Source organism: Olsenella urininfantis (assembly GCF_900155635.1).
In the GTDB taxonomy this organism is placed as follows: Bacteria; Actinomycetota; Coriobacteriia; order Coriobacteriales; family Atopobiaceae; genus Olsenella_G; species Olsenella_G urininfantis.
Genome location: NZ_LT732540.1, coordinates 1,334,107 through 1,348,030 on the forward strand (window position 1 = coordinate 1,334,107; position 13,924 = coordinate 1,348,030).

At 63.7% G+C, this 13,924-nt stretch carries 11 protein-coding genes; 4 read left to right on the top strand and 7 right to left on the bottom strand.

Features of this window, described 5'->3' with window-relative positions:
• Positions 1 to 16 precede the first annotated feature (16 nt).
• The gene (gene ssnA / locus CZ375_RS06125) at positions 17 to 1,372 is read right to left on the bottom strand and encodes a putative aminohydrolase SsnA (RefSeq protein ID WP_077598371.1); all 1,356 of its coding nucleotides are present in this window, start codon (positions 1,370 to 1,372) and stop codon (positions 17 to 19) included.
• Between the two features lie 363 nt (positions 1,373 to 1,735).
• Between ssnA and CZ375_RS06130 the strand changes: the two genes are divergently transcribed.
• From CZ375_RS06130 to CZ375_RS06140, 3 genes are all read left to right on the top strand, one after another.
• Positions 1,736 to 2,386, top strand: coding sequence for a helix-turn-helix transcriptional regulator (locus CZ375_RS06130; RefSeq protein ID WP_077598372.1), 651 nt, complete (start codon positions 1,736 to 1,738; stop codon positions 2,384 to 2,386).
• A gap of 30 nt (positions 2,387 to 2,416) precedes the next feature.
• Positions 2,417 to 3,658, top strand: coding sequence for a M20 family metallopeptidase (locus tag CZ375_RS06135; protein ID WP_077598373.1), 1,242 nt, complete (start codon positions 2,417 to 2,419; stop codon positions 3,656 to 3,658).
• A gap of 493 nt (positions 3,659 to 4,151) precedes the next feature.
• Complete coding sequence (locus CZ375_RS06140) at positions 4,152 to 5,006, top strand: hypothetical protein (RefSeq protein ID WP_077598374.1); 855 nt, start codon at positions 4,152 to 4,154, stop codon at positions 5,004 to 5,006.
• Positions 5,007 to 5,195: 189 nt separating this feature from the next.
• Here the strand turns inward: CZ375_RS06140 and CZ375_RS06145 are convergent, their stop codons facing one another.
• Positions 5,196 to 6,242, bottom strand: a complete 1,047-nt coding sequence (locus CZ375_RS06145; RefSeq protein ID WP_268794211.1) for a branched-chain amino acid aminotransferase — start codon at positions 6,240 to 6,242, stop codon at positions 5,196 to 5,198.
• A gap of 407 nt (positions 6,243 to 6,649) precedes the next feature.
• Between CZ375_RS06145 and CZ375_RS06150 the strand changes: the two genes are divergently transcribed.
• Positions 6,650 to 7,699, top strand: coding sequence for a threonine aldolase family protein (locus CZ375_RS06150; protein WP_077598376.1), 1,050 nt, complete (start codon positions 6,650 to 6,652; stop codon positions 7,697 to 7,699).
• A gap of 59 nt (positions 7,700 to 7,758) precedes the next feature.
• Here the strand turns inward: CZ375_RS06150 and CZ375_RS06155 are convergent, their stop codons facing one another.
• The 5 genes from CZ375_RS06155 to CZ375_RS06175 all read right to left on the bottom strand — a co-directional run bounded on the left by CZ375_RS06155 (position 7,759) and on the right by CZ375_RS06175 (position 13,924).
• Positions 7,759 to 8,391 (bottom strand): DUF47 domain-containing protein, encoded by a 633-nt coding sequence (locus CZ375_RS06155; protein ID WP_077598377.1) that lies wholly within the window; start codon positions 8,389 to 8,391, stop codon positions 7,759 to 7,761.
• A 69-nt stretch (positions 8,392 to 8,460) separates the two neighbouring features.
• A complete protein-coding gene (locus tag CZ375_RS06160; RefSeq protein WP_077598378.1) occupies positions 8,461 to 9,510 on the bottom strand; it encodes an inorganic phosphate transporter in 1,050 nt (349 codons plus the stop codon).
• Between the two features lie 60 nt (positions 9,511 to 9,570).
• Complete coding sequence (locus CZ375_RS06165) at positions 9,571 to 10,392, bottom strand: PHP domain-containing protein (protein ID WP_077598379.1); 822 nt, start codon at positions 10,390 to 10,392, stop codon at positions 9,571 to 9,573.
• Between the two features lie 30 nt (positions 10,393 to 10,422).
• Entirely contained in the window at positions 10,423 to 11,970 is a 1,548-nt protein-coding gene (locus tag CZ375_RS06170; RefSeq protein WP_097677389.1) for an aminotransferase class I/II-fold pyridoxal phosphate-dependent enzyme, read from the bottom strand.
• Between the two features lie 139 nt (positions 11,971 to 12,109).
• On the bottom strand, positions 12,110 to 13,924 hold the full coding sequence (locus CZ375_RS06175; protein ID WP_077598381.1) for an ABC transporter ATP-binding protein: 1,815 nt from the start codon (positions 13,922 to 13,924) through the stop codon (positions 12,110 to 12,112).

The following is a 13,924-nucleotide window of genomic DNA, read 5'->3' on the forward strand; positions in this document are numbered from 1 at the left end:
CGCAGGTGCATGCGACTTAGTACTCGCGGCCGTTGAGCTCCCCCCAGAGCTGCTTGGAGGCGGCGAGGATGCGGGCGTTGATTGCCTCCTCGTCCACGCCCGTGAACTCGCGGTCCTTGTACAGGACGCGACCGTTGATGATGGTGGTGCGGCAGGACTTGCCCTCGAAGCCGAAGAGGATGTGGCCGTCGATGTTCTCGTCAGAGAAGGGCGTGAAGGGCTTGTAGTCGAAGATCGCGATGTCTGCCGCGGCGCCAGGGGCAAGGATGCCAAGGGGCTTGCCCGCGGGCTTGGACGAGAAGTACCTCTCGGCGATGGCGCGGTTGTTCTTGAAGAGCATGGCCATGTCCTCGTCCCAGGCGACGTTTGGCATGCAGCTGTTGTGGCGCTGGACCATGATGAAGGTCTTGAGGCTCTCCAGCACGTCATGGGTGTAGGCGTCGGTGCCCATGCCCACGGTGATGCCGCGCTTGAAGAACTCGAGGACCGGGGCGCAGCCCACGGCGTTGTTCATGTTCGAGCCGGGGTTGTTGACGATCATGGTCTTGGTCTCGGCAACGATGTCCATGTCTGCCGGCGTCACGTGGATGCAGTGGCCCAGCATGGTCTTCTCGCCCAGCAGGCCATGGTCCAGCAGACGGTGCACCGCGGTGCAGCCGTGCTTGCCCAGGCTGTCGTATACGTCGTCCATGCCCTCGCAGACGTGGACGTGGAAACCAGTGAGGCCGTTGTTCGCCTCGACCATCCTGTCCAGCGTCTCGTCGGAGAGCGTGAAGAGGGCGTGCCCGCCGAACATGGCGGCGATCATGTCGGAGTCCTGCTCGGCAGCCCAGCGCGCGAACTCGGCATTCTCGGCGATGGCCTGGTCGCGCTTCTCCTGGCCGTCACGGTCTGAGGTCTCGTAGCAGAGGCAGGAGCGCATGCCCATCTCCTCGGCGACGTCCTTGATGGCGAAGAGCGAGCCGGGGATCTCCCGGAAGCTGGCGTGGTGGTCGAAGATGGTGGTCACGCCGTTGCGGATGCAGTCGAGGATGGTGGCATAGGCGGACGCGCGGGTGCCCTCCATGGTGAGGTTGCGGTCTATCTTCCACCACTGCTGCTCGAGGTTCTCGAGGAAGTTGGTGGGGTTGCAGCCCTTGATGGCAAGGCCGCGTGCCAGGCCGGAGTAGATGTGGGTGTGCGCGTTAATGAGGCCCGGCATGATGACGCCGCCCTGGGCGTCGAGGAACTCTGCCCCCGGGTACGCCTGCTGAAGCTCAGTGCGATCCCCCACCGCGACGATGGCGCTCCCGTCCACGACAACGGCACCATCTCCGAAGTATGCATGCTCGTCATCTCGCGTGATGACCCTACCGTTACCAACAAGCAGCATGTGACCCTCCCCCTTCGATGCGCCGCAGATCAGCTACGGCCAGACAAGGAAAAAGCACACGGCCCTCTCCGACCATGTTCCTATCCGAAAAAATGATAGGATGAATGACGAAAAGTAAGAATCCATCAGGGCGCGGACGGTCGATATCGCCCCATCGGCGCGTTGTACTTTCATATATGCAACGCTAGGGTGGTATAAGGACCCATGCCGTTGGCAGGAGTTTCGCTGCTAAGCACCGAAATTTAGTTATACCATCAACCGCAGGGAAGCCGCACGGACCTATCCCGAACAGATGCCGATGTGGTATATCCAGCATCTGTCATTTTTTCCGATACCTCGACTCACTCATCGGCGGAGGAACACATGCGTGGCCGCGACATCGAGTTCTGCAAGAGCCTGGCACATGGCATCGCTGCCCAGTTTGGACCAAACTGCGAGATAGCGGTGCACGACATCTCCTCGGGCGACCTCACGAGCACCATCGTGGTCATTGAGAACGGCCACGTCTCCGGGCGCAAGCTGGGAGACGGTCCCTCCCACGTGGTCCTCGAGGCTCTTCACGACCGAAGGAAGGCGCCCAGCGACCGCCTCGCCTATCTCACCAAGACCGAGGACGGCAAGATCTTGAAGTCCTCGACCATCTTCCTGCGCGGGGACGACGGCGAGGTAGACGGCATCTTTGCCATCAACTATGACATCACCATCCTCCTGGCCGCCCAGACCGAGATGGCAAACATGATCTCCGTCTCAGGCGGGCCCACGGCCGAGCCCGAGCCCATTCCCCAGAGCGTGACGGAGCTTCTGGACGAGCTCATCGAGCAGAGCGTGCGCATGGTTGGCAAGCCCGTCACGCTCATGACCAAGGAGGACAAGGTCAAGGCCATCGGCTTCCTCAACGACTCCGGCGCGTTCCTGGTCACGAAGTCCGGCCAGAAGGTCTGCAGCTACTTCGGCATCTCCAAGTACACGCTCTACAGCTACATGGACGAGGCCAAGGGCCAGCCGAAGGAGTAGCCGACACCAGGCCCCATTGGGGAGGTTTCCATGAACGATCTTGAGGCGGGCCCGCTGAGCGAGGCGGCGGTCCTCACGCAGGCGCTTGTGCGCATTGATAGCAGCGACCCGGGGGCGTGCGAGGGAGAGGTCGAGTCCTTCGTGCGTGACTGGCTTGCGGCGCAGCTTGAGGAAGCGAAGCAGCGGGCCGTCTCTGGCGAGGCCAGACTGCAGCTGGGACGGGTCTTGCTGGAGGAGCTCGAGGCGCTGCCGGGGCGACGCTGCCTGAGGCTGCGCATTCCCGACCACGAGGAGGGTGCGGGCGGCATCTGCCTGCTTGCCCACATGGACACCGTGGTTGCGGGCGAGGGCTGGCCTGCCGAGACGGGCGCCTTTTCCGGCGTGGTGCGCGACGGGCAGCTGTATGGCCGGGGGTCCTGCGACATGAAGGGAGGACTTGCCTGTGCCATGCTGGCCTTTGCCAGCGCCCTTGGCCGAGTCGCCGAGGGAGACGGCCTCCCCTCTCGCAGCCTGAGCCTCGTCTGCACGGTGGACGAGGAGGACTTCATGCGCGGCATCGAGGCGGCGATATCTGCCGGATGGGTGGGCGCGACGGACTGGGTGCAGGACATCGAGCCAACGGGTGGGAGCATCCGCATGGCTCACAAGGGCCGCACCTGGTTCGAGCTGGACGTGAGCGGGGTCACGGCGCACGCAAGCACCCCTTGGAAGGGGGCCGACGCCATCGCTGGCATGGCCGAGGCGATCTGCCGGATCCGCAGACGCGTGGGAGAGCTGGCAGAGCACCCCGCCCTGGGCCGCTCGACCGTCACGTTTGGACAGGTTGAGGGAGGATATCGACCCTACGTGGTGCCCGACTCCTGTCATGCCACCGTGGACATGCGCCTGGTGCCTCCGGCAGGCAGCGAGCTGGCTCGGCGGATCGTGCGCGAGTCCATGGCCGAGGCCGAGGAGGCCGTGTCGGGAACGAGCGGAAGCTGGCGCGTCACGGGAGACAGGCCGCCCCTTGAGGGGCATCCCCTCTCGCCGTTCCTCGCGCGCCTGCAGCGGGCCTACCGTGAGGCAACGGGGCATGAGGCCGAGATGGACGTCTTCACCGGCTACACCGACGGCGCCGTGGTTGCCGGGCTCTGCCACAACGACAATTGCCTCTCGTATGGTCCGGGCGAGCTTGAGATGGCGCACAAGCCCAATGAGCACGTGGCACTTGCGGACCTCGAGCGCGTGCAGGGCGTGCTGGTGGCGCTTCTGCGCAGCGCCTGGGAGGAGTAGGCGCACGCACGGGCGCGCCGTGGCACCGCCAGCCGAACCCATGCCGCGCAAAACGGCGATGTGTGTAGCTTTCTCGCCACTACAGCTGTGATGTGTGTAGCTTTCTCGCCAAAAAAGGGGCTCTGGCTACACACATCTCAGCTCTCGTGGCGCGCACCCACGGCGCGAGATACCCTCTCGCCGTGAGCCATGTAGACATATGGTGTCGTCCCACACCACGCGCCCGGCTCCCAAGCGAGGGCTGCTTCGGCATGCACCCACCCTTGCCTGGGAATTCATGAATCTCACAAGCGCTTCTGCCGGCCAGGGGCTTGCAGAAAGAGCACCCTCCGCAAGTTTGGCCTGATAGCCTCCCGGCATGCCAACTTTCATCTCGCATAACAGCTCTCTGGCGTACTGGCTCACATGCCAACACGCCATCCATGGGCTGCCCCCTGTTCACAGGGCGGACCTTGGGGACGCAAGCACTTCCGTTGACGCCGTCAGGCATGACATGGCGGAGCTGAGGCCCGAGGATGCAGCCCGCCTTCTCCACGACGGCAAGCTTGACGTTCTTGTGCCTTCGCCCACAAGTCGAAATGTGAGCGGGGGCGTCATCAGGCACCTCTTCTCCCACGGCCTGCCGGAAGGCTCGCTCAGGATGCTTGCGCCAGATGTGCTCATTGCATCACCTGAGCTCTGCTTTCTTCTTATGTCTGACACGCTGGGCATGCCGTGCAAGATCGTGGAACTGGGATTTGAGCTGTGTGGGAGCTATGCGTTTCAGCCAGATGGAAAGCAGCCCGCAGGCAGTCGCCCTCCCCTCACGAGCGTTGGGGGCCTCTCTGCCTACCTTGACCGATGCCCTGGTCTTCGGGGGTATGCAAAGGCGCGGGCAGCCCTGCGCTGGGTAATGGACGGCTCCGCCTCCCCCATGGAGACCCTCCTTGCCATGGAGCTTGGCATGCCCAAGAAGCTGGGCGGCAGAGGATTTCCGCCCTTTGCGCTCAATCGGCGGATAGCCCTCCCCGACATGCACCTGAGGCGCCTTGCCCGACGCTCGCACGTCTACGTTGACCTCCTCTTTGAGGGAGCTGGACTCTGCCTAGAGTTTGACAGCTACGAGCATCACGCCGGACGAGTTGAGTACGACAACACCCAGGCGCGGGCCAATGCCCTGCGCGCTCTTGGGTATTCCGTCAACTCGATCACCTTTGGGCAGGTGAGAACCCTCGGCCGCTTCGATGACCTGGTGTGGAGTCTCGAGACGCAGCTGGACCTGCGACATCGCTCCTGCTCGGATAAGGGGCGCGCACGCCAGCGCGAATTGCATGCGCTTCTGGTCAACACCTCTCGTCGCAGGTTCTAGTGCCCTGAGGGCGGCTCTCTTCCCCTCGCTCCACTGACGCAAAATGCGAGATGTGTGTAGCTTGGAGGCCCATTTTGGGCGAGAAACTACACACATCTCAGCTGTGGTGGAGACAAAGCTACACACATCGCCGCTTTCGTGGCATGGGTTCGGCTGGCGGCGCGGGTGCGAGACGGCGGGGGAGACTGGCTAGTCGACGTCGATCTTGTGGACCCAGCCGAAGCGATCCTCGACCTCGCCAGCCTGGATGCCGGTCAGCGTCTCACGCAGGCGACGCATCACAGGGCCAACCTCGTCCATGCCGAACACGACCGAACCATCGGGGCCATCCACCTGGCCAACCGGGGAGATGACCGCCGCGGTTCCGCACATGCCGCACTCCACGAACTCGCCTATCTCGTCAAAGCGCACCGGACGCTGCTCAACGGTCATGCCCAGCATCTTCTCGGCCACGTCCACGAGCGAGCGGCGCGTGATGGAGGGCAGGATCGAGTCGGTCGCAGACTGGGGAACGACCAAGCTGCCATCCTTCTTCACGAAGAGGAAGTTGGCGCCACCAGACTCCTCCACGAAGCTGCGGGTCTCGGGATCGAGGTACATGTTGTCCGCGTAGCCCTCGGCATGCGCCTCCACGCTGGGATAGAGGGACATAGCGTAGTTGAGGCCGGCCTTGATGCCGCCCGTGCCATGCGGGGCAGCGCGGTCGTACTCGGAGACGCGCAGCTTGACTGGCTTGACGCCACCGGAGTAGTACGGGCCCACCGGCGTCACGAGGATGCGGAACTGGTACTCGGTGGCAGGTGCCACGCCGATCACGTTGCCCGTGGCAACCATGAAGGGACGCACGTAGAGGGCCGCCCCAGAGCCAAAGGGCGGCACCCATGCCGCGTTGGCACGCACGACCCGCTCGACGGCATCAACGAAGCGCTCCTCTGGGAAGGGCGGCATGACGATGCGCCTGGCGGAATCGGCCATGCGCTCGGCGTTCTGGTCCGGGCGGAAGCAGACTATCTCGCCGCCCTTGGTGGTGTAGGCCTTGAGCCCCTCGAAGACCTCCTGGCAGTAGTGGAAGATGCCTGCGCACTCGGAAAGCGTGAGGGTGTGGTCAGACGTGAGGCAGCCCTCGTCCCATGCGCCGTCCTTGTAGTTGGACACGTAGCTGTAGTCGGTTGGCAGGTAGGCAAACGAGAGCTTGCCCCAGTCCAGGTCCTTCTTCTCCATGACGCTCCTTCGCACGTTGCGGGCCTCGTTTCACCGAAGTGTACACGCGTGCCTTGGGGCACTTCGGCAAGCGAGACATTCCCGAAACATGGATACGGCAGCCCCCTCTGGTGCCAAACCGAAACCGGAGCTCTTGGGCTCGTCGCAAACCCGCCCGATGCCGAGCGTTGAGACGTGACGCGGCCATGAAAGCCTCGGCTCTGCCGTGACAAGTGAGTTGATGCGGGCCATGTGCGACTGTGACAACGACCGTCACCCATAGGTGAGGCGCCTCCTTTGGTCAGATACTCCCGCCTTGGTGTCCAGACCTTGAGTGCGGCTCCGTCCTAGACTCTGCAGGCCGCAAAAGACAGGACGCCTGCCGCAGGCGGAGACTCATAATCCATACGAGAGAACAAGGACGACAAGGCAGGGGGAATCTCATGCGCATGTTCAAGAACGACTACTCCGAGGGAGCGGCACCAGGGATACTCGAGGCGCTCGTGCGCACCAATGGCGAGCAGTGCGTTGGCTACACCGAGGGAGACCCCCACTGCGAGCGTGCCCGCGAGCTCATCCGGGCAGAGGCTGGGCTTCCCGAGGCGGACGTCGAGTTCTGCATCGGCGGCACCTCCACCAACATCGTTGGCGTCACCGGCATGCTCCGCGACTGGGAGGGTGTCATCTGCACCAAGGACGCGCACATCAACGTGCACGAGACCGGCGCCATCGCCGCCTGCGGCCGCACCATTCTGGCCACTCAGGACGAGGACGGCTTCCTCTCGCCCGACCGCGCCGAGCAGGTCTTCCAGAGCCAGACCATGACCGGGCGGCACATGACTCGTCCCAAGATGATTTACATCACCAATGCCACGGAGTTCGGCGGCGCGTGGGACCGCACGCGCTTCGACGCCATCTGCGACTGGGCAGAGAGCCACGACCTCAAAGTCTTCGTGGACGGCGCGCGCATGGCCTGCGCGCTGACCTCCGAGGGCTCAGACCTCACGCTGCGACATCTCGCAAGCCGTGCCAGCGCCTTCTACCTGGGCGGAACCAAGAACGGAATGCTCTTCGGCGAGGCCATGGTCATAGCCGACCCCGAGCTCAAGGAGAGCTTCCCCTACCTGGTGAAGGAGCGCGGTGGCCTCATGGCCAAGGGACGCCTTCTGGGCGTGCAGTTCGAGGCGGCCTTCGAGCGCGACGGGGACGGCGAGGCGCTCTACTGGAGACTGGCGAGGGACGCCAACAGGTGCGCCGCCCGCCTGCGCGCGGGCATGGTTGAGCTGGGTTTTGCGCCCTACCTCGACTCCCCCACCAACCAGCAGTTCTTCGTGGTCTCCCCTGCCGTTGCCCGCGCGTTCGAGGAGGCCGTGGGGTCGGAGGCCTTCGCGCTGCTGCCCGACGGCAGCGAGGTCATCCGCTTCGTCTGCTCCTGGGCCACGAGGGCCGAGGACGTGGACGAGCTGCTCGCCCTCGCCCGCACGCTGCGCTAGAAAAAGCGCCTGGCCCACCGGGGCCAGGCGCTTCTCTCTCCAATTGTGACGCTCTGCCCCTACGCGCTCTTCATGACCACGGAGCGCACCACGCCGGCAGCATGGTCGCAGGCATCCAGGCAGCCCTCCATGCGGTCGAAGACGCGCATCCAGCCCACCACGTGCCCACGACGCGCCTCGTCGAGCGTGTCGTCGTGGAAGAGCTGGCGCAGGCCCTGCTCGTAGACCTCGTCTCCCTCGTCCTCGATGTGGCCCACGGCAATGGCCTTCTCCATGACCACGGGATCGTTCTTGTAGTCGGGCAGGTGGTCGAACATCCCCACCAGCTCCTTGGCCGCCTCAAGGGCGAGGCCTGCCATCTGGCGGGCCTCCACGCGGGTGCCGCTCATGTTGAAGAGGTCAAGGCCCGTGCAGACGCCCTCCATGTAGTCAACGATGTCATCCAGCCTGAGCGCCAGGTTGGAGATGTCATCGCGGTCGAAGGGCGTGATGAAGGAGGTGTAGAGCTCCTTCATGATCTTGCGCACGAACTCGTCAGAGCGTGCCTCGTGCAGCTTCATGACGGGAATCATGGCAATGCTGCCGGGGTAGCCCTCGACGAACTTCACATAGTCCTCGCCCGTTGCCTTTATCTCTGCGGCGAACTGCTTGAAGAGGGTGTAGAACGGGTCTTCCTTCTTGATGCGTGCCATCTGTCTTCTCTTTCTGCGAGGGGGACGTGACTGCGTGACGGGCGCGAGGCGAACGAGGCGCCCCGACGTTTAGAACAGGACCAGGAAGATCTTTGCGAGCACATAGCCGATGAGGCCGCAGCCCGGGAAGGTGAAGATCCAGGTGAGCACCATGTCCTTGGCGATGGCCCAGTTGACCGAGCGGACGTTCTCTGCGGCGCCGGCACCCATGATGGCGGCTGTCTTGGTGTGCGTCGTGGAGACGGGAAGGCCCGTGAGCGTTGCCACCAGCAGCGAGGCGGTGGCGCTGATCGAGGCGGCAAATCCCTGGTACTTGTCCAGCTGGACCATGTTCATGCCCACGGTCTTGATGATCTTCTTGCCACCAACCGCCGTGCCCAGGGCCATGATGCCGGCGCAGAGCACCTCTATCCAGAGCGGGAAGCCGCCCACGTCGGACACGCCCATGTTGGCTGCCAGGGCGATGGCCATCATGGCGGTTGACATGAACTTCTGGCCATCCTGGGCACCATGCATGAGGGCCACGCCCGCGGCACCCACCACCTGCATGCGACCGAAGAAGTCGTTGGCCTTCCTGCGGTCTGCGTGACGGCAGAGGCGGGGAATGGCCTTGGCGATGGCCCAGCCGGCAAGGAGGCCCAGCGCAGTCGAGAGGACCAGGCCATAGATGACCTTGACCCACTCGCCCATGTTGACGCCATCCAGGCCGCCGGAGACCGCGAGCGCCGCTCCCGTGAGGCCGGCGATGAGCGCATGGCTCTCCGAGGTGGGGATTCCGAAGATCCAGGCCCCGACGCCCCAGGCAACGATGCCCACGGTCGCCGCCGCCAGGGCAATGAGGGCGGCGTGGGTGTCCCCGCCGAAGTCCACCATGTTGCTCATGGTGTCAGCGACTGCCGTGGAGACGAAGGACATGGCCACCAGGCCCACGAAGTTGCACACCACGCTCATGACGATGGCCTCGTTGACGCCAATGGAGCGTGTGCCCACGGGCTCCGCGATGGCATTGGCCGCATCGGTGGAGCCGTTGACGAAGATGGTCCCCAGAACGAGGACCATCACTACAGCAAGGAAGGGGTTAGACGCAAGGATGGAGAGGAACTGCTCGAAGCTAATCATGTTCCGCCTTTCTCGGGGTTGGACAATCATAGCGGAACAAATGCCTGACAAGCATGGAAGCTAGAGGGTATCCAATGCGATTTGCCTGAGCCCCACGCCTCCGAAGCTGTCGTGGGCAAGGATGTTGACATGCGTGAACTCGCATTCCATGGCCGTTCTCACCGCCTGGTCAAAGCCACCGTTGAGAAGCTCCTTCTGGTGTGCATCCGCGCTGATGAGTATCTCTCCCCCAAATTCATGCAGCTTGTGCAACAGCTCGCGACGGGGGTAGAGCTCCCTCTTCCTCCCCCGGTTCACCGCCCCGCAGTTGATCTCGAAGGGGACGCCCTGAGAGACCAGGTGCTCCATGGCATCGAGCGCCGGACCCAGGTAGCGCGGGTCCCGCTCGTCGAAGCTCGGGTTCTGGTCATTGAAGCGGGTGACGAGGTCGAAGTGCCCCACGAAGCTGCAGTGCGTGCGGTCGAACACCTGGGCCTCGAAGTCAAAGTAGGCTCGGGCGAGCGCGTACCAGTCTCCTCCGTAGAACTCCTGGCAGAGACCCTCAAGGCCCTCGAAGGTATGGTCTACGCTCTCTGGCTCCTCCTGCTGGAGCGGCAGGAAGTGCGTGGAGCCTATCGCGTACTCCGCTTCCGGGCAGCAGCCCGGGTCCATGGCGTTGTCCAGCTCCACGCCCAGAAGTATGTCCAGCCGGCCGCGGTAGAGCTCCCGCACCCGCCTGACCTCTGCCACGTAGGCCGGCCAGTCCATGTGGATGTGCGGGTCCATGTGCCCAGAGAAGCCCAGTTGCTCGAAGCCCAGCGCGGTGGCGTGCGCGGCAAGCTCCTCTATGGTGTCCGTGCCGTCGCAGAAGCGGCTGTGGGTATGGAAGTTCGCCTTGAGCATGCCGTGTCCTCTCGCCTTGCGGGAATGCGCCTACTGGCGATAGAAGCTGAGAAACTCCGCCAGGTTGTGCATGGCGTCGCGCAGGATCTCGACGCGCGGCAGGTAGACGATGCGAAAGTAGCCCGGCGTCTCCCAGTTGAAGCCCTTGCCGCCCACGACGAGCACGCGCTTCTGCTTGAGGAGGTCAAGGGCGAAGCGCTCGTCGTCGGTGATGTTGAACCTCTTGGGGTCCAGGTGCGGGAACATGTAGAAGGCGGCATCGGGCTTCTGGACCTCAACGCCGTCGATCTCCTTGAGGGCGTCGTAGACGAACTCGCGCTGCTCGAAGACGCGCCCTCCCGGCACGATGTAGTCGTTCACGCTCTGGTGACCGCCAAGCGCGGTCTGGACGATGGACTGGGCGGGGACGTTGGAGCAGAGACGCATGTTGGAGAGCATGTTGATGCCCTCCATGTAGTCGCGGCCCAGCTCCTTGTTGCCCGAGATGGACATCCATCCAATGCGATAGCCCGCCACCATGTGAGACTTGGAGAGGCCGTTGAAGGTCACGCAGAAGAGGTCGCCGGCGAGGCTCGCGATGGAGACGTGCTGCTTGCCGTCCATGACCAGACGGTCGTAGATCTCGTCGGCAAAGATCATGAGCTGGTGCTCGCGGGCGATGTCAACGATCTCCTGCAGGACCTCGCGCGGGTAGAGCGAGCCGGTGGGGTTGTTGGGGTTGATGACCACGATGGCCTTGGTGCTTGCCGTGATCTTGGAGCGGATGTCGGCCATGTCCGGGTACCAGTGGGCCTGCTCGTCACAGACGTAGTGCACGGGCGTGCCGCCCGCAAGCGTCGCACAAGCCGTCCAGAGCGGGTAGTCGGGGCTGGGAATGAGTATCTCGTCGCCGGTGTTCAGCAGGGCGGACATGCTCAGGTTGATGAGCTCGGAGGCGCCGTTTCCGGTGTAGATGTCGCTCATCTCTACGTTGGGGATTCCCTTGATCTGGTCGTACTGCATGATGGCCTTGCGAGCGGAGAAGAGCCCTCGGCTGTCGGAGTAGCCCTCGCAGTCGCGCAGCTGGCGCTTCATGTCGTGGATGACCTCGTCGGGCGTGCGAAAGCCAAAGGGCGCGGGGTTGCCGATGTTGAGCTTGAGGACGTGGACGCCGTCCTCCTCCATGCGGTTGGCCTCGTCCACCACGGGACCGCGGACGTCGTAGAGAACGTTGTCGAGCTTGGAGGACTTGGTGAACTGTCGCATGGCCGATCCTTTGCGTTTGGGGGTCTTGGTCTGGCGTGCGGAGGGGGACTCAGTTGCTTGGCTCGTGGTACGGGGCGCAAGGCCCTTGGCTGCTCGCGTCGTGCCGCGGGCGAGCCATGCCGGCTCGACGCGCAGGAGGTCGGCCAGCAGGGCAAGGACGTCCGGGCGGGGCTGGGTCTTCCCGCTGAGGTATTGGCTCATCTGGCTCTTGCCCAGCTTCTTGCCCCTCTCGGCAGCGAGGCGGATGAGGTCGGCCTGCTTGAGCCGGCGCTCGCCCATCGCCTGGCCAAGGCGCAGCGCGAAGCCGTTGCGTGAGACGTTCTCGTCAGTCATCATGCTCCAAAAAGTTCAATTTAAAGCAGAAGTTCAATGCATGCTTCGTTAAATTGAACGAACTATAGCACACCGCAAGAACGACTTTGGCAAAAAGTTCAATTTTTGTCTCCACTGCGCTGGGGCGGGGATGATGCGCCTACTCCACGTCTCCCTCGAGGAAGCCGCCCGTCTGCCTGTCCCAGAGGCCCGCGTACTCACCCTTGGCCTCGACCAGCTCATGATGGGTCCCATCCTCCACGATCTGCCCGTGCGAGAGGACCACGATGCGGTCGAGGGCCGCGACGGTGGAGAGTCGATGCGCCACCACGATGGAGGTGCGGCCACGCATGAGGTTCTCCAAGGCGTCCTGGACCAGGGCCTCGGACTCGGAGTCAAGGGCGCTTGTGGCCTCGTCAAGCACCAGTATGGGGGCGTCGACCAGGATGGCGCGGGCAATGACAACTCGCTGGCGCTGCCCACCCGAAAGCTTGACGCCCCTCTCTCCCACCATGGTGTCAAAGCCCAGCGGCAGGCGCTCGATGAACTCGAGCGCGTTTGCGTCGGCGGCTGCCGCGCGAATCTCCTCCTCGCTGGCATCGGGCCTTCCGTAGGCGATGTTCTCGCGGATGGTGCGGTGGAAGAGCAGCGCCTCCTGCGGCACGTAGGCAACCTGCTGCCGCAGGGACTGCTGGGTGGTTCGGCTCACGTCCTGCCCGTCCACCAGCACGCGGCCCTCCTGCACGTCGTCCAGGCGAAGCAGCAGCTTGGTGAGGGTGGTCTTGCCGGAGCCCGAGCGTCCCACAAGGCCCATGCGCTGGCCTGCGGGGATGTGCAGGTTGAGGTTGTCGAAGACCTTGTCGTCCGCCTGGGCGTCCGCGTAGCGGAAGCCGATGTGCTCGAAGTCGATCCTGCCCTCGCTCACCCTGAGCGGGGAGGCGCCCTCGTCGTCCGCCACCAGGGTGGGCTCGTCCAGGACGCGGGTCATCTCGGCCGCGTCCCCCAGAGCGCGGTTGATGCGCTGCATCATGGAGTTGAAGTAGTTGAAGCGCATGGTCAGGTTGTAGGTGTACGTGAACATGACCACCAGCGTGCCCGCGCTGATGCCAAACCAGGCGTTGCCTCCGGCGACAAAGATCGAGACCACGAACATGATCACCGTGATGAGGAACGACGTGGTGAAGCTTCGCCACATGGTGGCGCGCATGTTGGAGTTTGCCGCGAGCATGGCATCTCGGTTGGACGTGGTAAAGGTCTCGCGCTCGAAGTCCTCGCGGCCGTAGGTCTTTACCGCGAGGATGTTCGTCACGGCATCCGAGAGCACGCCCGAGAGCTTGTTCTGCGCGGTGGAGGCGGCTGCGGAAAGAGGGAGGATGCGCTTGTACATGCGATACGCCAGCGCCACATAGACCACCATCATGACCAGCAGGATGGCTACGAAGCTGGGAGAGACCGGCGCCAGCAGGCCAACCGTCAGCACGATGGATGCCAGCGTGGGGTAAAGGGCATAGGTCAGGACGTCAACAAGGCCCGTGTAGCCCGAGACGAAACGCGAGGTCTGGCTCACGAGGCTGCCGCCGAAACGGCTGTTGTGAAAGGTCATGGACTGGTTGGAGAGGGTGTCGAAGCACAGGCGCGAGAGCTGGTAGTCACCGTTTATCTCGAGCTTGTAGACGGAATAGTCCTGCAGCTTGGAGAGGGTCTGACCCAACGCGTTCACCACGAGGAGCGCCAGGATGTAGGGACCAAAGACGGAGAAGACCTGCTCTGCCGCAACGGGAGAGGCCTGGACCCTGTCAACGATGAGTCCCATGACGTAGGTGTTGGCAAAGGTGAGCAGCGCTATGTAGCCGACGGAGCTGACGATGGACAGCGCGAATGCGCCGGGCTTCTGCTTGGTGACCCACCAGAAGTAGTGCAGGGTACGACGGATGGTCTGACGATCGTTCTTGTCGGTGGTGCTGCGCATGCTCAT

What these genes read in the sequence shown, in the direction of transcription:
- CZ375_RS06170 (WP_097677389.1), bottom strand. Translation starts at nt 11,970, where the DNA reads ATGACTGACGAGAACGTCTCACGCAACGGCTTCGCGCTGCGCCTTGGC.
- CZ375_RS06130 (WP_077598372.1), top strand. Translation starts at nt 1,736, where the DNA reads ATGCGTGGCCGCGACATCGAGTTCTGCAAGAGCCTGGCACATGGCATC.
- CZ375_RS06140 (WP_077598374.1), top strand. Translation starts at nt 4,152, where the DNA reads ATGGCGGAGCTGAGGCCCGAGGATGCAGCCCGCCTTCTCCACGACGGC.
- CZ375_RS06175 (WP_077598381.1), bottom strand. Translation starts at nt 13,924, where the DNA reads ATGAGCATGCGCAGCACCACCGACAAGAACGATCGTCAGACCATCCGT.
- CZ375_RS06155 (WP_077598377.1), bottom strand. Translation starts at nt 8,391, where the DNA reads ATGGCACGCATCAAGAAGGAAGACCCGTTCTACACCCTCTTCAAGCAG.
- ssnA (WP_077598371.1), bottom strand. Translation starts at nt 1,372, where the DNA reads ATGCTGCTTGTTGGTAACGGTAGGGTCATCACGCGAGATGACGAGCAT.
- CZ375_RS06135 (WP_077598373.1), top strand. Translation starts at nt 2,417, where the DNA reads ATGAACGATCTTGAGGCGGGCCCGCTGAGCGAGGCGGCGGTCCTCACG.
- CZ375_RS06165 (WP_077598379.1), bottom strand. Translation starts at nt 10,392, where the DNA reads ATGCTCAAGGCGAACTTCCATACCCACAGCCGCTTCTGCGACGGCACG.
- CZ375_RS06150 (WP_077598376.1), top strand. Translation starts at nt 6,650, where the DNA reads ATGCGCATGTTCAAGAACGACTACTCCGAGGGAGCGGCACCAGGGATA.
- CZ375_RS06160 (WP_077598378.1), bottom strand. Translation starts at nt 9,510, where the DNA reads ATGATTAGCTTCGAGCAGTTCCTCTCCATCCTTGCGTCTAACCCCTTC.